Consider the following 19,790-nt stretch of genomic DNA (forward strand, 5'->3'; position numbering starts at 1 on the left):
CCCCACGACACGCGGTTTGAATTTGAGGCCTTGGATGAGTGAAGGTTTGATTTTGGATTGAGGCTATTGTGTTGCAAAGTGTGATATCACTCTTGTCGGTCGCGTGTAACATTCGCTGTACACTCCCGTAACGAGAATCCCGAAAAGCGATGCTGCCCGCATTGACCCTTAATGGCGGCGAGAATAAGACGACCAAAGAGTTATGGGCTATTGCCATATTCAGGCAGTCTGATTTTGCCGGAGTTGGTGAACAACAAGAATAGCAGGAGCGGGGCTTGCCATGAATGAGCTGGATTACGACGAAAACTATTATCAGTCCTATAGTGGTTTCCCCTACACGCGCGAAGAACCACATTGGGTGAAACAGTTTGCCAGGGTTGCCCGCGAACTGGACCAACGGCTAGGGGTCAGAAAAACCTTTGACGCTGGTTGCGCAATTGGATTTCTTGTTGAAGCATTACGCGCTCGTGGAGTTGAGGCATTTGGGCGGGATTTTTCATCCTATGCGATCAGCCAGATACCACAAGGATTGAAGGCTTACTGCAGTCACGGATCGATTGCCGATCCGATCGAGGGTAGTTTCGATCTTGTCACCTGCATCGAAGTTGTCGAACATATGCCCGAGGAGGAGGCGCGCAAAGCCATTCGGAACTTGTGCGCAGCGGCACCCAAGGTTTTCTTCTCGTCCAGTCCGACAGACTTTGAAGACGAAACACATATCAACGTGCAAACGCCGCTCTATTGGATGAACCTTTTCGCTGAGGAGGGGTTTGGACCCGTCGCTGATTTTGACCCCTCGTTTCTTTGTCCTTGGGCGATACTGTTTGAAAAACGCGATGTCCCGCCTGCTCGAACCGAGCTTGAAGCGCAGGCTCAATTGACCTTACTCAGGATAGAGACTGCAACAGCCGGTTCCCAGACAGAGGCGGAGCTCCGCAATGGGCTGAATGTGCTTCATTCTCGGGTCGAAGAATTGGCTGGTCGCAATGCGGAGATTGACGCACTAAAATCTACTGCTTCAGAAGCGCATCAGCACATTACAAGCTTGCAGGAGCGTTTAGCCTCAGATGAAGCAAACGCGCAAGAGCGTTTTATTGCGCATGAAGAGCGCCTGAGCTTGCTGGAAGAAAGACGTGGTTTCTTCGGCCTTCGATCTGCACGAAAAAAAAGGCATGCGGGCCGTAAACTAAGTGTCCGTAATCTCACACCTGATGAGGCGATTGTCGAAAAATCTGGGCTATTCGACAATGAATGGTACACGTCTCAATACCCTGATGTTGTGGGTTTTTTACAAGGTGGGCTCGCACATTATTTTGAGTTTGGCGCCGCTGAGGGGCGTGATCCGAACCCGTGCTTTTCGACAAATTGGTATCTTTCGAACTACCCTGAAGTCAGCCAAAGTGGCATGAACCCATTGCATCATTATATTACTTTCGGTGCGAATGCGGGGTTCAAACCCAGTGAGTTTTTCGATTCATCCTGGTATTCCAAAACTTATCCTGATGCTGTCGAAGGCGACATGGACCCGTTATTGCACTACTTGCGTGCCGGAAAATCAGAGGGTCGCCGATGCAACCCGACAGACCGATCATGGGATGTGGAAGATGTCGAGATTAACGTACTGAAGGAAGTAGGGTCGGCAACAGAACTGGCCCTGTTTGTAACCCATGCACCCGCAGGAAAGATAAAGCCGCATGTACCCGTCTACATAGAAGCCCTAAGGCAGACTGGAATGTCGGTTGTAGTGATTGTTGTGGCGCGGCACATGTCAGACGTCGACACGGCCCCCCTAGTGGATCAGGTCGATGGTCTGATCCTGCGAGAAAACGGTGGGTATGATTTCGCTGCTTGGGCGCACGCTCTACATTATATCAATCTTAAGAGCACGCAAATGCTCTGCCTTGTCAATGACAGCCTAATCGGCCCGCTTTGGGAAGACGGGTTAACCACAGTTATGACAAAGATCCGCGAAAGTGAGGCGGAACTTGTTGGACTGACCGACAACTTCGAATTTAAGCATCACTTGCAGAGTTTCTTCCTGGCCGCAAAGGGCCGTGCGGTAGACGCTTTGGCTGAATTCCTTGACAACGTTCGCATCTTGGACAGTAAGCAGGAAGTCATTTTTTCCTATGAGCTGCATCTTACAGATGCACTCAAGAAAAAGGGATTGCAGGCAACCGCTTTATTTCCAAACTTGGGTACAACGAACCGAACAATCAAGGATTGGCAAGGCCTAATAGATGACGGTTTTCCGTTTGTGAAGACCGCGGTGCTTCAGGATCCTGATACAAAGGACTGGGATAAATCTCTGACCAAATTGGGCTATGATGTCGCTGTTGCCAAAGAAAGCATTGAACTGATCGGGGAAGGCGATCCCAGCGAGGAAAGTGAGCCCAGCGGATCATCTTTGTCGCTAATGGAGCAAAACTCGAACCTCAGTGCGAAACTAAGTGAAACGTCTGCGGGTCAACGTGCAGCGCTAGCCCGCGTTGCAGAGCTAGAAAAAGATCTGATGCTGGCCGCAAAGAGGCCATTTAAGCAGGTGCGGGGAAAGTTGAAATTTAAACTTTACAAAAGCTTATCGCACTTCTCTCCACCGCTTTCCAGGACGGCGACAACGAGATTTGAGCGCCGTGCGCGTAAATATGACCCCAAGCGTTTTTTGCAATCGCAAGTTTATGCAAACGCGCAAGAAACAAAACAAGTAGGAAGGCAAGGCGGTTATGAATTTCGAGGGAAGAAAGCATTTGACGCCGAAAAACCAAATGTGCTGGTTGCCAGTCACCTAGCCAGTCGAACTGGGGCACCAATCCTGACTTGGAACATAGCCGAGAAACTCTCGGAACGGTATAATGTTACGTCCCTCTGCCTGATGGGCGGCGAGATCTTGAGCGATTTTGGCGACGTATCCGAAAAGGTTGTCGATGCCAACACGTACTCTATGGAGGCCTCGGACTACACCAATCTTTTGAAACGACTTTGTGCGGAACGAGAATATTCGTTTGCCGTGGTAAATTCAGTCGAGTGCCACGCCCTACTGAAGGGCTTACACGAGTGCGGCGTACCTACTGTCACGCTTTTGCACGAATTTGCTTCCTACACTGGGAAGAAGACGGCGTTTTCCGAGGCGGTTCGGTGGGCGGACGAAACGGTTTTTTCCACCCGGTTAACTATGGAAAACGCGTTGGAATTTGACCAGAATACGATCGACCTGATTCCTAGCATGACTGTTCTGCCTCAAGGTAAGTGCCGTGTGCCAGTTGCCCGGAACAATACCGTTACAACGGAGGCCGAGAAAACCCGTTTGCGCGAATTGTTGAGGCCAGCGGGCGAGAAAGCGAAGCGGTTTGTTGTCCTTGGAGCTGGCACAGTTGAAATTCGCAAGGGTGTGGACCTATTCCTCGAAACCGCCACTCGTGTGTTGAATGCGCCGGGTTGCGAGAATGTCCATTTTGCCTGGATTGGTGCGGGTTACGATCCAAATCGGGATTTCGCTTACTCTGTTTATCTGCGCGACCAATTGCAACGCGCCGGATTGGAAGACAGGGTCAGCCTAATCCCCCCCACTTCGGAAATTGACCTAGCATATGATCTTTCGGATGTATTCTTGTTGACCAGCCGGCTTGATCCACTTCCCAATGTCGCCATCGATTCGATGTGTGTGGGTTTGCCTGTATTGTGCTTCGAAGAGACTTCCGGTGTTGCGGACATTTTGATTGACGCGGGCCTCGGCGAGGACTGTGTGGCCAGATACATTGATACGGGCGATCTGGCTGACAAGCTGCTGCGACTTGCCAAAAGCCCTGAACGTTTCAAAGAAGTTTCGCGCAAGACCCGAGATACAGCGGCCAGGATTTTTGACCTCGACGGTTATGTGCACAAAATCGAAAAATTGGGCCTTTCTAGCAAGGAACGGGCTGATGCGCGGGATAGGGATGCTAGAGAAATACTGGCCTCTGGTTCCCTCCGACCTGACTTCTTTTTGCCTGTCGGAGAGGGCGAAGAGAAACCCAAAGAAACTGTCAAACAATATCTTGACCGGCTATCTTGGGCCGCGGCTGCGAGGAAACCGGAACCCGGGTTTAACCCGTTTGTCTATGCCAATCAAAGCGATGAGGAGTATGATAGGACTCGCGATGCTTATGCCGATTTCCTGAACAAGGGACGGCCAGAAGGCCCGTGGCTGCTGCCGGTACTGAAAGGAGGCCCGAATGCATCCGAGAAACTAGGTAAAGCCGGGCTTCGCAGCGCGCTACACATACATGGTTATCATTTAGACCAGTTGCCGGAAATACTATCGCGGCTGGGTGCAAACCAGACTCTGCCGGATCTCTACGTAAGTGTCGGAAGTGAGAATGCTGAAAAACAAGCGCGCAAAATCTTGGGAAGTTACCCTGGGCATCTGAGCGAAGTACAAACTGTCCCCAATCTTGGGCGCGACATAGGTCCGCTTCTAACACAGTTCGGCACTCAATTGTGTGACGCCTATGACGTGATCGGGCATGTTCATCTCAAAAAAAGTACGCATCTGAAAGATCCGCGATTCGTCCAAGCCTGGAGCAATTTCCAATTGGAAAATCTTTTGGGCGGCAGCCTCGGCGGCAGCATGGTAGACTTGATCCTCGAACGGTTTCAGAATGATGATCAAGTCGGTCTGATCTATCCCGACGATCCGCACATCTTTGGTTGGTCCCGCAATCGGAATGTCGCACGGCACCTAGCTGAACGCATGGGGCATGGTAGTTTGCCAGCTGCCATCAATTTTCCAATAGGGACTATGTTCTGGATGCGCGCTGCGGCAATGAAAAGCTTTGTCGATATCGGCCTGGACTGGAGCGACTACCCCAAGGAACCGGCTGCCAGTGATGGAACAACACTGCACGCACTGGAAAGGTTGTTTGGAGTTATTCCGCCAATCGAGGGTTGGAAGGCAGTCGTAACCAACATAAGCGGCGTAACACGTTAGGCATTTCGGGGGATGTGGATCATTCACCCTGCATGCGAGGAACCGAAACCGCACGAAAAGGTAGCACTACACTATGAAAATCTTGGTTATCGGAGGTTGTGGGTTCATTGGGTCCCATCTCGTCGACGTCCTTCTCGAAAATGGTCACACCGTTCGAGTGTTTGACCGGCAGCCGGAAAGATTTCGCGAACCGCTAAGTGGTGTTGAATACCAATTTGGCAACTTTGGTGACAAAATGGCTGTCATTGAAGCCCTTTCACAGGTAGACGCTGTGGCGCACCTTGTTAGCACCACTTTTCCTGGAACAGCCGATCTCGACCCCATCACTGATGTTCAAGACAACTTGGTCGGTACTCTGTCGCTGCTCGACGCGATGATTGATCTAGGAATCCATCGACTTTTATTCCTATCATCGGGTGGTACCGTCTATGGCCCACCGGAAGTGGTCCCGATTCCAGAGACGCATCCTTTGCGACCAATTAACTCTTACGGCATTGTGAAGTCTTCGATCGAGCACTACCTCGACATGTATCGGCGCAAGTACGGCCTGTCTACGATTGCCGTACGCGCTTCGAATCCCTATGGTCCACGTCAAGCGCATACCGGAGTGCAAGGCGTCATTTCGACGTTTCTCGCTCGCCTCAAGGCGGGTGATCCACTCGAAATCTGGGGCGACGGTAGCGTCGTCAGAGATTATCTGCACGTCAGAGATCTGGCAAAGTTTTGTGCGCTTGCAATTGCAGGGAATAAAACCGGAGCTTACAACGTAGGCTCGGGAGTAGGAGCGTCAATAAACGACATTGTATCAATTTTGAACCAGGTGACTGGTAGCACGATTCACCCGATCTACAAACCAGGTCGAGGAATAGATGTCGCGCGCTCAGTCCTCGATGTTACACGGGCGCAAGATGATTTCCAATGGGCGTGCACGATTTCACTTGAAGCAGGAATAGCGCAGGCTTTCGACTGGTCGCAGAATAGCTAATGGCCCACCCAAACCATGGGTCCAGAATCTAAGGCAGTGATCGCCTTAGGAATTCAGCTTCCTCGAGAATATCCCATTTGTCACCATATTCTCGAATTACCCGAAGCGTGATGTCCGAGGCCTCCTTTTGATGCCAGACGGGAGACTTCTTGAGGAACGGAAACCGCATTTCATGAAGATTTAGCGTTGGGGTTGCATATGTCACGCCAAGACAACGTGCCGCGGCCAGAATCAACAACCGAAGGGTTTCTTTACTATTTCTATCATTAATGATTCGATGTTTGAGCGCCAGAAACTCTGGGTTTCCCAGCACTATCAAATTTTCAGCTATTTCTTTCAACCGCGCCGTTGAAATAGGCTCTAACAACAAGTCCATCTCCTCAATAGGGTAAGTGGAAGAAGTGGACCAGCCTCGTGAAATTGCCCATTGAGTTAATCCAATTTCCCCTCGTCTAACCGTCAAATTTTTGCTGTTAGTTAATGGATAAGTAGTCCAAAACCTTAAAAACGCGGGGTCTCTAAATGCAGGGGGAGAGAACGAAAGAGCATAAGACTGGTAGTGAAAGTTTTTTGCCTGCTTACTGTAAACCCAAGGTGTGTACTCTAGGGAACTCGGTACCTTTAGAGACCCACCGAAGTTAGAAGTTGCCCCGGTAAATATTGACTTTTGCACCTCCAAAGATTCAAACCAGTTTTTGGCATTCGGTGTCGGGAACCAAACGGAATCGTTGAGCATAGTAATTCGAGACAGCTCTTCGAGCCGGTCCTTCAAATATAGAAACCCCTCTCGAAAGGCTCCGAAATCGTAGCCTTGGTTCGGCCTCTCGATAACCACGGACGCACGTTCCGAAATCTTGTTTTTGTCCCGAACATTTAACGGTGAATTCGAAACAACAATTGGTGCGGCACCAGATGCCACCATGCAATCGAGTGCACTAAGGTGAGAGGGCCATATACCTTGAAAAGGCGCTATTACATAGATTGCAACGTGATCTTTCAAATCCAGCGCACCCGGCGATACGCAAACGCGGTGGCGTGCCACTAAATCATAGAGGTAAGGCGAATAGAAATTCGACGCCGTCCTGTGAACAAACCTTCCCAACTGTTTTGCAGGCCGGGAAATCTCACGACGTAACTTAGATCCCTTATCCCCAAGCACGATTTGCTGCCTTTCGAGATTTGCTGAATCGGTTTCGAATTGCTTCCTTGGATTTTCGCAGTAGCCACTCCGAATAATTTTCACACCAGGGTGTCTGATTTCGCAGATCCCAATAAAGCTGCCGCAATGGGTGGTTGCAATTGGAATTCCAAGGCTTTCGACTGTCAGTAAAATGTAGAATACTTGGCGCTAGTGCCGCCGCACGTGCTTCCTTCAAGTCATAAGCGGGTTCAAAGTCATTTGGTGTGTACAGTCGTGTGTTCGCATTCCAGCGCAAAGGAAGACGGTGAGTTTTTTCTCTCAAGGCAAGATTGAGGATGTCTTGGTCCTGCAGATCTAAGTTAATTGAATCATCGGATACAATTTTTTTGACCGACTGCCAAAACTCCGAAGGATCCAATTTTGTTAGGTCAAAAACCAGAACGCCTGCGTTGAAGTAGAAAGCACTGCTATCAAACCTCAGACGTTTTGCTTGTGTAACACCGCCTTCGTCGGGAGCCGCTGCGATGGGGCACCCCTTTAAGTCTTCGTTCCACAAATTGACTAAGCGGTCTGATACTATGGTGTCGCAATCCAGGTATATTACCCGAGAAGAAACATCGCTTAAAACTTCAGGAATGAAGAGTCTGAGGTAAGTCGCTAGTGAAACATGGTCGCGATTATCCGGCAATTTATTGAATCTTTTAGCGTCAATTTCGTGCCAGTGGATGGTACTTGTTGGCGCAATCGTTGAAAACGCGTCGCGGTCAGTGGAATTGATGTCGCCCGCTTGTAATACATGTACAATAAGTTTGTCGTCTGGGCACACTGCATGAACAGCCGAAAAAAGAGTTACAGCAGCATGCTGGACGAAACAACGATCAAACGCCAAACATATTTCTATTGGCTCGTTCGCACGTAATGTACCGACGCTCGAATATTGGGATTTTATTCTCTCCAATACGTCTTGAGTTCTGTGCTTATCCATTTCCGCTACCTAATTGACGTCTTGCCGGGCCCATCTGCTTTGCCTTTGTCGGTTTTGATTTTCCTAATCACGTGCTTTCGCATCGATTGCTAAACGCCTCACCATTTTTCTAAGCGTCATTTTCAAAATTAGTCATCAACCCTGTTGTAGATTTTGCCCAGACACTAGCTCACCGTGTCAGTCCTTTTAAGTGCCGACTTAGGATACCTGTACGACTTGAGTATGTTGAGGCAAAATTTGAGGCGGAGGCGGTTTTGCTTGATGCAATTCTAATTTTGTATCCCCTGTCGACTTGACCGTAAGATACTTAGCTGGAGGGTCGGCACGGAATACCTTTTTGATCGCGGCACACTAACATTGTGATGAAAGTCGTTAAAAATTGTCACTGACATTTAGCAAATGGCCAGAAGCGATCATTCTTTTGAGCCCACGTCCGGTTCATCTGACAATGATTGGAAACTACTACGACAGCCATATGAAGCGGTATCAGCTAGTTTCGCTTGCCTGTCCATTGCACTGTATTGCTCACTCCACTCCTACGGGTTCGCGTTTCTTAAATTGCTGATCGAACAGATTTCTGAAGTGGCCATTGAGTTGCATCAACTCGTCCAAGTTGCCATGTTCGACCACAGCTCCATCGTGAACCACCATAATCTTGTCGGCCTCCAGGATAGTGGAGAGACGGTGCGCGATCACGATCACGGTCATACTTTGTGTCAGCGCATCCAGCGCCGCTTTTACAAGAGCTTCGGATTCGGCGTCCAAAGCGCTGGTGGCTTCGTCCAGCAGCAAAATCTCGGCATTGCGCAAGACTGCACGGGCGATGGCGATACGTTGCTTCTGACCGCCAGATAGGAACGCCCCATTTTCGCCAACTTGCGTATCGTAGCCGTTGGGCAGTCCGCAGATGAAGTCATGCGCATGCGCAGCCTTCGCGGCTTCAATGACCTCTTCGTCCGTCGCATTCGGTGCCGAGCAGCGCAGGTTTTCCATCACGGACGTGGAAAACAGAAAGGTGTCCTGGCCTACATAGGAGATCTTACGTCTTAGTGAGGAATAGCTGGCGTCCTGAAGGTTTTGGCCATCGATTTCGACGCTCCCGCCATCGGGGTCATAGAACCGCATGATGAGGCCGAATATCGTCGACTTACCACCACCAGACTGACCGACTAGTGCGGTGGTCTGTCCGGCTTCGAAAGTCACATTCATGTCCTGAATCACTGGTATCGAACCTTGATAACCGAAGGTGACGTTACGCAATGCGATTTCACCTGGCCCATCAAGTAGGTCACGCGCCTCGGGGTTTTCCGGCATCGTATCTTCTTGATCCAGCATCCCGAAGAGCATCCCAACGCCGACCATGGCGGTTTCGATTTGAACGCGCATTTTTGACAAGCGTTTAGCGGGTTCATAAGCCATTAAAAGTGCCGTGATGAAGGACATCAACTGTCCCGCGGTTGGCGGCTCACTGCCCGCTAGGCCTAGAGTGCTAACGATCAGGACCCCCGCGACGGCCAAACCAGCCAAAAACTCCATCAACGGGCTTGCAATGGACTGCAGTCTCGCAATGTCATTCGAACGCTCTTCAACTTTGTGGATGGCCGTTTCCATGCGATCAATCATTCGGTTTTCTAGTGAGAACACCTTGATCACCTTGATTCCGGATGAAGTTTCCTGCAGCACTCGAATGATTTCTGCCAGAGACTTGAATTCCTGCTGCATGATTGATCGCACGCTTTTTAACAGGTATCGCACACCCAGCATTGCCACGGGTCCGACAACGAAAAACATGATAGAAAGCACAGGTTGCTGGTACACCATTACGATCACAAGTCCAACCAGCGTTAATGCATCCCGAACGAAGCCAGTGACAAGAACATCGATAAGTTGACGGGCAGACTGTGCGCCATATGTCGTACGCATTAACAGATCGGAAGATTCGTTATCAGAGAAGAAGGAAACGCCGTGTCGCAGCAATTTGCGGTACACTCTGTCTTGCTGCACCGCCACAATCCGGTTCCCGGCACGAGCAAGGTAAATGGACTGGACATAGGATGCGACGGCTTTGGTCAGGAACAGGAGAATAACGCTTAGCGCAATCAGGACGGCCCAGTCGCGCATTTCCGGGCTGGTCATGGCATCAACAATGTACTCCATCATAAAGGCAGAGCCAGCGGTGGTCGCTGCAACGGCGATCATCGCGACAATGGCAATGGCATAGAGGCCCCCTTGAGCAAAGAAGCTCTCGCTGATAAGGCGGCCCATATAACCTGATCGCCATTCAGTCCAGGCACGCTTAATCATTGCACTCTCCAAATCATGAAATCATGCGCTCGCTCAGATAACCTATAATCATTCCTGTCTAAAAGGCAGATCAAATGACGCGACAGACTTGCCCATTCGAACGGTTGCGCAATCGTCTACGTCAAATAGGCTTACGCGCAGGATTGAGCAAGTGTCTGTTGCAAAATTGAAGGCTAGCGATGCCGTATGTTTTGGTATTGGATCACGCGACCTGCGCTGCGGTTCGGGCGCAGTGTACTTTTCTGCAAAGTCTCTGCTGGACTCCTTTATCCCATGACTATTGGGTCCCGCGCGCATTGCTGTCTGGTTGCGAACGCAGTACAAATTCTGAGTACCCTAGGGTGCGACCGGCATTTACCCGCACAGGCAAATTCGGTGCCGACAAACGACTTTCTTCGTGGTTTCATTGTGATATATTGATGTGGAGCCACAATAATGTGCTGCTTTGTCTGGACGATCATTGTGGCGCATGTCTGAATGTAGACTCTGAGCAATTTTTTGCTTCGGAAAAGCATCAATGCAACACGTAGATAGGGATCGACTGTTTGCACTTGTAACTGATAAACACGGCCCATAGTAAAGCTGTGAAAAAATTATTGGTAATAGTTTAGTGTCCATAAAGACTGTCATTTTGAGTCTACCGAATGATGTAGAAAGGCGACGTTTCTGCGAAACCGAAATCGCGCGCTTTGGCCTGTGCCACAAATTTAGCGATGCCATTGCCGGCGATCAGATAAGCAACTCGGAGTTGCGGAAATTTTATGACGCGGGCATGAACCGCATCAAGTTCAAACGTCCCCTCAGCCGAAATGAAGTCGCCTGCACGTTGGGACATCGTCAGATATGGCAAGAGATTGTGAAATCTCAAGACTATGTCAGTCTCGTTTTAGAGGATGACGCCACCTTTGTTCAGGACCCCAGACCTTTTTTGGAAGAGCTCTTGGAGTGTGGTGAGTGTTTCGAAGACGTTATGATCAAGTTGGATGGCATTTCGAGGAACTATGGGCAGGTGATTAAATCCGTTGCAGATCAGGACCTTATCCTGTCTGACCGTCTACCGCCGAGAACTACTGGCTACATCATCGGCAGGCGCGCCGCCAAGCGCCTGTTGGCGCTGAACGCGCCGATCGCGCGACCGATTGACATCGACCTAAAGTTCTACTGGGAGCATAACGTGCCCATCCTGACCCTTGGGCAAAAGATGATTACAGAGCGCGAAGACTTCAACAGCACCATCGATCACTGCCGAAGCAAAACCAAGCCGGGTTCATCCATGACCAGGTTCGTTCGAAACTTAATGTACCAGATAAAGTACACGTACGGACGGTTGAGCCACCCGCTGAACCCGGACATGATCGAAGGGCTCGGCCCCCTGATGCAGGCCGGCAATCGGGTTCGGAACCGCGCATGAAAAATAGCCTTGTGGTTGTCCGTGCGGGCAACAAGTCATTGCACCATCGGTGGCAGGAAATCCCCTATGAAGATCGTAGCTACGATCTTCTGATCAGCTATTTCTCGGACGAGGCTTTTGCGGCATTCGAACCTGAACCCGGTGTTGAGGCCGTGCTGGTAAAAGGCGGCAAATGGGACGGGTTGTTCAAAACCCTGGCGGATCGTGACCTGGATCAATATGACTACTATTGGCTGCCGGATGATGATCTGGACATCAGCGCCACGGCGGTAAATGCGCTGTTTGATGCCATGCAGGTTCACGGCCTGCGTATTGCGCAACCGTCGCTGACCCCCGAAAGCTATTTCTCGCATTTTGTGTTCAGCCAATGCCCGGGCTTCGTACTGCGCTACACGAACTATATCGAGATCATGGCCCCGTGCCTGCACAAGGATATCCTGAAGAAAGCACTGCCGCTTTTCCAGGGCACCATGAGCGGCTACGGCCTGGATTATATCTGGTGCAGATGGGCCGAGGCTGGCGCGTTTCGAACTGCCATTCTGGACGAGATCGCGATGCACCACACGCGGCCGATCGGAAAGAACCTGAAAGCTGCGATGGCCGAGTCGAACAACCTCAGCTCGGAAGAGGAAGAAGCCGTTCTGAAGCAGATGTTTGATCTGCCGCAGCGTACCGTTCCGGTCGTCTTTGCCGCGATCCTGCAGGGAGGGCAACCCATCTCGGGTCGTCTGCAGCTGGGGTGGCATATGTGCCGGGCATGGATGTCGGTCCTGCCGAAATTCCGCAGTGCCAGCGAGGCGCGGTCGGGTATATTCAAGATTGCCCGCCGTCAGCTGATCAAACCGCTCGACATGACGACGATTTCGATGAAACAGGAAAGCCCCTGATATGCAGTTTTTGATGGTTGGGGCCGGATTGTCTGGGGCTGTGATCGGTCGGGAACTTGCTGAACAGGGGCACGACATTACAGTTGTGGACAGCCGCGACCATATCGGCGGCAATTGCCATACAGAACGGGATGCCGATACTGACGTGATGGTCCATGTGTACGGGCCACATATCTTCCACACGGATGACGAAGAGGTTTGGCAGTATGTGAACCAATACGCCAACTTCTTGCCTTACAAGAACCGGGTCAAGACCACCTCGCGCGGGCAGGTCTATTCGCTGCCGGTGAACTTGCATACAATCAACCAGTTCTTTGGCAAGACCATGCACCCGGACGAAGCCCGCGCGTTTATCACCGAAGAACAGGCTGATACATCCATCACCAACCCGCAGAGTTTCGAGGAACAGGCGATGCGGTTCGTCGGTCGCGACCTTTATGAGGCGTTTTTCAAAGGCTACACGATCAAACAGTGGGGATGTCACCCATCCGAGCTGCCGGCGTCGATCCTTAAACGTCTGCCAGTGCGGTTTAACTACGACGACAATTACTTTTTCCATAAATTCCAAGGCATGCCCGAGAATGGGTATACCGACATGATTGGTGGCATCCTCGATCACCCCGGCATCACAGTGAAGCTGAATACCACTTTCGATCGCGGCATGGCGGATGGCTTCGATCACGTTTTCTATTCTGGCCCGCTGGATGGCTATTTCGACTACGAGCTTGGGCGCCTGGGTTATCGCACGCTTGATTTCGAACGGTTCACTTATGAGGGCGACTATCAAGGCTGCGCGGTGATGAACTATGGCGAGGAAGAGGTGCCCTTTACCCGGATTACCGAACATAAGCACTTTTCGCCATGGGAAACGCATGACGGTTCGGTCTGCTATCGCGAGTTTTCCCGTGCTGCTGGTCCGGACGACATACCGTATTACCCGATCCGTCAGCTAAAGGAAAAAGCGCTGCTGGGTGAGTATGTTGCGCTTGCTGAAGGCACGCAAAACGTCACATTTGTCGGTCGTCTGGGAACCTATCGGTATCTGGATATGGACGTCACGATCCGCGAGTCGCTGGATACCGCTCAGGCCGTGCTGTCCGCGATCTCGGCAAAAGAATGTTTAAAACCGTTCTTCGTTCCTGTTCCTTGACGCAGGTTTGAATGCGCCAATTCAATTTATGTTGGCGCGGGTTCGGGGAACCGCGCGCGTGTGCGGTTTGCAAATGCGACCAGTGACAGCATAACCGGAACTTCAACCAGAACACCTACGACCGTCGCCAGCGCTGCTCCCGAGTTCAATCCGAACAGGCTGATGGCCACAGCGACGGCCAGCTCAAAGAAGTTTGACGTGCCGATCATGGCGCAGGGTGCGGCGATCCGGTGCGGCACCCTTAGGGCACATGCTGCGCCGTAGGCCAGAGCGAAGATACCGTAGCTCTGGATCAGGATTGGTATGGCGATCAGGACGATCACCATCGGTTTTGCCAGAATGGTTTGACCCTGCAGGCCGAACAGAATGACGACAGTGGCGATCAGGCCCATGATCGACCAGGGTTTGACACGTGCGGAAAAAGCGTCGATGGCCTGGGGCGATCCCAATGTGCGGCGTGTTATCAGGCCGGCGATCAGCGGTAATACCACATACAACACAGTCGCCAGAACCAACGTTTGCCATGGAACCTGGATATCGGTCACGCCCAGGAGAAAGGCCACGATCGGGGCGAATGCCACCACCATGATCAGGTCGTTCACAGAAACCTGCACCAGTGTATATGTCGCATCGCCCCTAGTCAGCTGAGACCAGACGAACACCATAGCGGTGCACGGTGCAGCACCCAGCAGGATCAGCCCGGCGGTATATTGGGCCGCATCTTCAGGTTCGATCCATGGTGCAAAGACGTGCTCAAAGAACAGAACCGCCAGAAAGGCCATGGTGAACGGCTTGATCAGCCAGTTGACCACCAGAGTCACGATCAACCCGCGTGGTTGCCGGGCAACGCCCGCCACTGCGCCGAAATCCACGCCAACCATCATGGGGTAGACCATCGCCCAGATCAGCAAAGCTACCACAAGATTGACGCTGGCCACTTCGGCCGAGGCGATCAGTTGAACCAGGCCGGGTGCAACCAGTCCGATCAATACGCCGCCAACCATTGCCAGCGCGACCCAGACGGTCAGGTAGCGTTCGAAGATGCTCATGAATATACCTCATTCGTCTGGTCGGTTAGTTTGCCGGATGTCAGGGCGGCCAGCGCGACCATTGCAGCAGCGGTGCCCAGAACCAGTGGAAGCCCGCCAATCTGATAAGTAAGTCCCGACAGAACAGTGCCGACCAGACGGCCCGTCGCGTTGGCCATGTAGTAAAAACCCACATCCATCGTCACACGCTCGGACTTGGTGAAGGCGAGGATGAGGTATGAGTGCAGCGCTGAATTGACGGCGAAGATTGCCCCGAAGGCCAAAAGACCCACGACCAGCGTAATGGTCAGCCATGTCTCAGGGCCGGATGAGAGCAGAACCGCGATGGTCAGGGCAGCAGGCACACAAAACAGCGCCGCGGCCCAATTCTTGGCTGCGTGGATAAGGTCCCCTTCCGGGCGTTCTTTTGCACGCAGGATTTTCGGCGCGCTGGCCTGAACAGCTCCGTAAAGTATGACCCAAACGGCCATGAATGTGCCGATCATAAAAAACGCGGCACGGTTGCCATCCTCGGTTCCGTCCGACAGAACTGCGTAAAAATAGATCGGAATGCCGACCACGAACCACACGTCCCGCGCCCCAAACAAGAAGACACGAGCGGCGGATAGCCAGTTCACATTGGCGGATTTTGAGAAGACCTCGGAGAACTTGGCGCCTTTGCGCCCTTTGGGCAGGCCGGTCGGCATGAACAGGATGACGGCGACGAGGAATGCGGCAAGTATGATCGCCATTGCCAGAACGGCCCACATAAAGCCCACTGTCGCCAACAGTGCCGCCCCAAGCAGAAACCCAAACCCTTTCACAGCGTTCTTGGAGCCAGTCAAAATCGCGACCCAGCGAAACAACCCTCCGCCCTCGGTCGGGGCCAGCAGTTTGACGGCGGATTTTGAGGACATCTTGGCCAGATCCTTTGCAACGCCGCTGGCCCCTTGCACGATCATCACAAAGACTACTTTTACCGGAATCGCCCAATTAGGGTCTAATTGCGTAAGAACCAACAACGCTCCAATCTGCAGTGCCAGCCCCGCATAAAGCGTCGATGTCAGCCCGAACCGCGCCGCGACCCAACCTGCGGCAAGGTTCGTGCCCATGCCGGCGATCTCATACAGAACAAACAGATATGCCAACTGAACCGGCGAGAATCCCATGCTGTGAAAGTGCAGCAGCACCAGCATACGCAGGGCCCCGTCAGTCAGCATGAAGGCCCAATAGGCTGCTGTGACCGCGATATAGGCCGACATACCTTCGGGCCTTTCAGTCACAGCGAGGCACCAACCATCAGGGCAACGTCGACCAGACGATGGGCGTAACCCATTTCATTGTCGTACCAGGCATAGATCTTCACCTGCGTGTCGTTCACTACCATGGTCGAAGGCGCATCTACAATCGAGGACCGTTCGTCGTTGGTGTAGTCGGTGGAAACTAGCGGCCGCGTCTCATAGCCAAGGATATCTTTCAACTCACCTTCGGCCGCGGCCTTGAAAAGCGCGTTGACCTCTTCGGCGGTGGTTTCGCGCTCAACCTCGAAGACGCAATCCGTCAGCGAGGCATTCAGCAACGGAACCCTCACCGCGTGGCCGTTCAGCCGCCCCTTGAGTTCTGGGTAGATCAGCGTGATAGCCGTGGCCGACCCGGTGGTGGTCGGGATCAGAGAGTTCAAAGCAGACCGCGCCCGGCGCAGATCTTTGGCGGGGCGATCCACGATGGTTTGCGTATTGGTCACGTCGTGAATTGTGGTCATTGATCCGTGGCGAATACCAAGGTTTTCGTGGATGACCTTGACCACTGGGGCCAAACAATTGGTCGTGCAGGAGGCCGCTGTCACGATGCTGTGGACATCCGGATCATAAGTGTCCTCATTCACGCCCATAACGATGTTGGCGGTCGGGCCATCCTTGACGGGGGCCGAGACAACAACCTTTTTCACGCCTGCCTCAAAATAGGGGGCCAGCTTGGCTTGGGTCTTGAAGACACCGGTGCAGTCGATCACCACATCGACTCCGTCCAGCGGCAGTTCCGCCAAATCTCTGGTGCCGATAAAGGGCAGACGTGTGCCGTTGATCGTAACGCTGTCGGCATCATGTGCGAACGTGGCATCCCAGCGGCCATGAACCGTGTCAAACTCCAGCAGGTGCGCGTGCATTTCGGGGCCACCGACTGAATCATTAATCCAGGCGATCTTTGCGCCTTTGTCCAGCAGCGGTTTCAAGGCCAGTTTTCCCATCCGGCCCAACCCATTCACAGCATAAGTCGTCATTTCATGTCCTCAGTGGGCGTTCTGCCGATGTCATCAACAGCAGTTTGCAGTGCGATCCGGTCGAGGCTTTCGACCGGCAAAGACGTAAAGGCCTCAATCCGGCGCTTGAGCGCGCCATATGCATGTTGAAATGCAAGGCTTCTTTCGGCATCCGTGCCCTCGGCCCTGACCGGGTCCGGCATGCTCCAATGGCCACTGATTGGCTGGCCTTCCCAAGCGGGGCATTCCTCATTTGCGGCCTGATTGCAGACCGTGAAGACGAAATCCATCTCGGGCGCGCCGGGGGTTGCAAACTCGGACATGTTCTTGGACCGCAGGATGGATGTGTCATGCCCTTTGTCGTCCAGAACTTGCACGGCCATCGGGTTGAGCTCGGATGTGGGCTGCGTACCAGCCGAGTAAACGTTGAACCGGTCACCCCCCAGGGTGCGCAGCAGGGATTCCGCAAAAATCGAGCGGGCAGAATTGCCCACACACAAAAACAAGACGTTGAACTTCCGGTCTGTCGCGGCCTCATTTCCCTGAGAAAATGGCATGCAGATATCAGGGCGACCGCGACAGCAATCGACAATCAGATAGTCGAGCATCTGCTGCACGTTTTTCATTTCAATCGAATAGAGCAGAGATGTCCCGGAACGTTCCTGCGTGACCAGCCCTGAACGCTGAAGCGCGTTCAGATAGTTCGACAATGTGCTGGCCTTCAGGTCGAGTTCCACCGCCAGCTCTCCTGCCGGGACGCTGTCAGGAAAACGTCGCATGAGCATGCGAAACACAAGGATACGCTGCGGATGACCCAGGGTGGCCAATTGGTCTGTTATCTGTTTTATCATATTTCATGAAATATTAAAATAATAAAAGCCGGTCAATCGAAATTACACGACCATTGAAGACGAGTGTAAGCGTCCGAATAGGCGAGATATTCTGGCTGGAGCGTGGTGATGGATTGGGGTTCAAGCGATCTGAGTTGCGGGAATCACTATCACACACCGGTAGGCGTCCAAGGATATCGAGACTTGCACGCCTCTGCCCGAGGGTTTAAAGGAACCGTCGCTTGCCTCAATAGCTCAGCTGGTAGAGCAGGTCCTTCGTAAGGACAAGGTCGGGGGTTCGAGTCCCTCTTGAGGCACCACGTTCCCCTGTAAAGTTATGCTAAACTAGCGGCCTACCTCGTATCTCACTTTTGGTTCGATCCTGCGGGCTATCATCGGATGCTAGCGCAGCTCAATCTCCGGAGCTGTTTGCCCGCGTAATTTTGATCCGCAAGGGCCATGCTTCCGATCGGTAAGCAGGTATCAGGGAATCGTAAGTGTGGTGGAAAAACGCTTTCAAGTGACGGGTTCTGATTCAAACGAGAATCGTCAGGAAACTTGCAAATACCTGTTTCAAAACAGATATTTGAAGGTTTCGGGTTAAGCCGCTCTGGTGGTAGCATTCAGCTTAAAAAGTTGTTTCCACGCCAGTTCTTAGACACAGCCAAGGAGTTTCATCATGAAAGGTGACAAAAAGGTAATTGAATACCTGAACAAAGCTCTGCGCCACGAACTAACGGCCGTCAGTCAATACTGGTTGCATTATCGCCTGCAAGACGATTGGGGTCTTGGCAGCATGGCCAAGAAAAGCCGTGAAGAATCCATTGAAGAGATGGAGCACGCTGACAAACTGATTGAACGTATCATCTTTCTGGAGGGGCATCCCAACCTGCAGAAACTTGATCCCCTGCGGATCGGTGAAAACCCGCGTGAAACGCTGGAATGCGATCTTGCAGCAGAGCAAAGCGCGCGGGCGCTTTACAAGGAAGCGCGGGATGTCTGCAAAGAAGCCGGAGACTATGTCTCAATGGGATTGTTCGAAAGCCTGATGTCGGATGAAGAAGGCCATATCGACTTTCTGGAGACTCAGATCGAACTGTATGATCGCGTCGGGCCCGAGCTTTTCGCGCAACTCAATGCAACGAAGATGGAAGACGCCGACTAACCTGTAGTGGTGGTTATCGGGCGAGTTTCAGCGACCGCCGTGAACAGGACATCAGGCTCTGGATAAAACCGAACTCTGTTTTCAGTTCAATGTGTGCCTGCGCGAATGACCTGACGGGAACAGCCGCGGTATTGAGATGCTAGCGTTCTAAGCGCATTCCTGCACGCCGAGGCTTATCAGGTACTCACCCGTCACATAAAAAAGCTCATTGGGCCCGGCGAACCTTGCTTTGGACATGAACCAGTTTCTGACCGGGTTTGGGTAGTAGCTGGATAGAGACGCGCTTTTCCTGTCGAACTCATCTGCCGTCATTTTCTTTCGGTTCGAGCGATGGGGGCCATGAAAACCAAAGATCGTCTCGGGCGAAACGCAAACATCGTCCGCACCCAGCAGCATGGTGCAACTAGAGTGGCAATAGTCCCCGTTGATCTGGAATTGCGCGTTGGTCCGGTTGGCGATTTCGATCTGGACCATGCGATCCACAATCCGCCCGCCCGGATCATTGCCAACCTGAATCTCTTTTGAACTTGCCGCCACGCTCATCAAAAAAAGCGCGACCAAAACTGCCATGATGTTTCTCATCCGCCCGCCTACTCAAGGGTGGAGTATTTGTTTTTCTTACTACTATCAGAAATGCGGGGAAGCGGGAACGCTGCGCCGGGACTCAAGCGGTTCCTGTGT

The 19,790-nt window shown here is 52.2% G+C and carries 14 protein-coding genes and 1 tRNA gene; 7 read left to right on the top strand and 8 right to left on the bottom strand.

Translation table 11 applies throughout. The annotated features are described in order from the left end of the window. Nucleotides 1-280: 280 nt before the first annotated feature. Together AC2FI8_RS03285 and AC2FI8_RS03290 are read left to right on the top strand one after the other, a co-directional pair. Entirely contained in the window at nt 281-4,966 is a 4,686-nt protein-coding gene (locus tag AC2FI8_RS03285) for a rhamnan synthesis F family protein (protein ID WP_496777124.1), read from the top strand. 73 nt (nt 4,967-5,039) lie between these two features. Beyond that, on the top strand, nt 5,040-5,951 hold the full coding sequence (locus AC2FI8_RS03290) for an NAD-dependent epimerase/dehydratase family protein (RefSeq protein ID WP_496777127.1): 912 nt from the start codon (nt 5,040-5,042) through the stop codon (nt 5,949-5,951). A gap of 28 nt (nt 5,952-5,979) precedes the next feature. On the opposite strand, the gene AC2FI8_RS03295 is transcribed toward AC2FI8_RS03290, so the two are convergent. The 3 genes from AC2FI8_RS03295 to AC2FI8_RS03305 form a co-directional block, all read right to left on the bottom strand. Further along, nucleotides 5,980-7,110 (bottom strand): rhamnan synthesis F family protein, encoded by a 1,131-nt coding sequence (locus AC2FI8_RS03295; RefSeq protein WP_496777128.1) that lies wholly within the window; start codon nt 7,108-7,110, stop codon nt 5,980-5,982. Then, nucleotides 7,097-8,077: a glycosyltransferase family 8 protein gene (locus AC2FI8_RS03300; RefSeq protein ID WP_496777129.1), complete on the bottom strand. Its 981-nt coding sequence runs from the start codon at nt 8,075-8,077 to the stop codon at nt 7,097-7,099. Before AC2FI8_RS03300 ends, AC2FI8_RS03295 begins: the two co-directional genes overlap by 14 nt. A 525-nt stretch (nt 8,078-8,602) precedes the next feature. Next, the gene (locus AC2FI8_RS03305; protein ID WP_496777132.1) at nt 8,603-10,381 is read right to left on the bottom strand and encodes an ABC transporter ATP-binding protein; all 1,779 of its coding nucleotides are present in this window, start codon (nt 10,379-10,381) and stop codon (nt 8,603-8,605) included. Nucleotides 10,382-10,991: 610 nt separating this feature from the next. Between AC2FI8_RS03305 and AC2FI8_RS03310 the strand changes: the two genes are divergently transcribed. Genes AC2FI8_RS03310 through glf form a run of 3 tightly spaced genes read left to right on the top strand, consistent with a single transcriptional unit; the run spans nt 10,992 to nt 13,829 of the window. Further along, nucleotides 10,992-11,792 (top strand): glycosyltransferase family 25 protein, encoded by an 801-nt coding sequence (locus AC2FI8_RS03310; RefSeq protein ID WP_496777134.1) that lies wholly within the window; start codon nt 10,992-10,994, stop codon nt 11,790-11,792. Further along, nucleotides 11,789-12,679 carry a hypothetical protein gene (locus AC2FI8_RS03315; protein ID WP_496777136.1) on the top strand — a complete coding sequence of 297 codons (891 nt, stop codon included), beginning with the start codon at nt 11,789-11,791 and terminating at the stop codon, nt 12,677-12,679. Before AC2FI8_RS03310 ends, AC2FI8_RS03315 begins: the two co-directional genes overlap by 4 nt. A gap of 1 nt (nt 12,680) precedes the next feature. Continuing rightward, complete coding sequence (gene glf, locus AC2FI8_RS03320; protein WP_496777138.1) at nt 12,681-13,829, top strand: UDP-galactopyranose mutase; 1,149 nt, start codon at nt 12,681-12,683, stop codon at nt 13,827-13,829. Nucleotides 13,830-13,855: 26 nt separating this feature from the next. Here glf and arsB read toward each other — a convergent pair whose 3' ends face one another. The 4 genes from arsB to AC2FI8_RS03340 are packed head-to-tail and all read right to left on the bottom strand — an operon-like array spanning nt 13,856 to nt 17,965. Further along, nucleotides 13,856-14,878 carry an ACR3 family arsenite efflux transporter gene (gene arsB, locus AC2FI8_RS03325; protein WP_496777141.1) on the bottom strand — a complete coding sequence of 341 codons (1,023 nt, stop codon included), beginning with the start codon at nt 14,876-14,878 and terminating at the stop codon, nt 13,856-13,858. Beyond that, nucleotides 14,875-16,140, bottom strand: coding sequence for an organoarsenical effux MFS transporter ArsJ (gene arsJ, locus AC2FI8_RS03330; protein WP_496777143.1), 1,266 nt, complete (start codon nt 16,138-16,140; stop codon nt 14,875-14,877). Before arsJ ends, arsB begins: the two co-directional genes overlap by 4 nt. Further along, on the bottom strand, nt 16,137-17,135 hold the full coding sequence (locus tag AC2FI8_RS03335; protein ID WP_496777144.1) for an ArsJ-associated glyceraldehyde-3-phosphate dehydrogenase: 999 nt from the start codon (nt 17,133-17,135) through the stop codon (nt 16,137-16,139). Before AC2FI8_RS03335 ends, arsJ begins: the two co-directional genes overlap by 4 nt. Further along, nucleotides 17,132-17,965 carry an arsenate reductase/protein-tyrosine-phosphatase family protein gene (locus tag AC2FI8_RS03340; RefSeq protein ID WP_496777146.1) on the bottom strand — a complete coding sequence of 278 codons (834 nt, stop codon included), beginning with the start codon at nt 17,963-17,965 and terminating at the stop codon, nt 17,132-17,134. The genes AC2FI8_RS03335 and AC2FI8_RS03340 overlap by 4 nt, the downstream gene beginning before the upstream one ends. Nucleotides 17,966-18,188: 223 nt before the next feature. Here AC2FI8_RS03340 and AC2FI8_RS03345 point away from each other — a divergent pair. Both AC2FI8_RS03345 and bfr read left to right on the top strand, forming a co-directional pair. Continuing rightward, nucleotides 18,189-18,264, top strand: a tRNA-Thr gene (locus AC2FI8_RS03345). 359 nt (nt 18,265-18,623) lie between these two features. Beyond that, nucleotides 18,624-19,109: a bacterioferritin gene (gene bfr, locus AC2FI8_RS03350; RefSeq protein ID WP_496726184.1), complete on the top strand. Its 486-nt coding sequence runs from the start codon at nt 18,624-18,626 to the stop codon at nt 19,107-19,109. A 147-nt stretch (nt 19,110-19,256) separates the two neighbouring features. On the opposite strand, the gene AC2FI8_RS03355 is transcribed toward bfr, so the two are convergent. Continuing rightward, nucleotides 19,257-19,679, bottom strand: coding sequence for a hypothetical protein (locus AC2FI8_RS03355; protein ID WP_496777148.1), 423 nt, complete (start codon nt 19,677-19,679; stop codon nt 19,257-19,259). Between the last annotated feature and the right edge of the window lie 111 nt (nt 19,680-19,790).

Source organism: Ruegeria sp. CDSB029, from assembly GCF_059611125.1.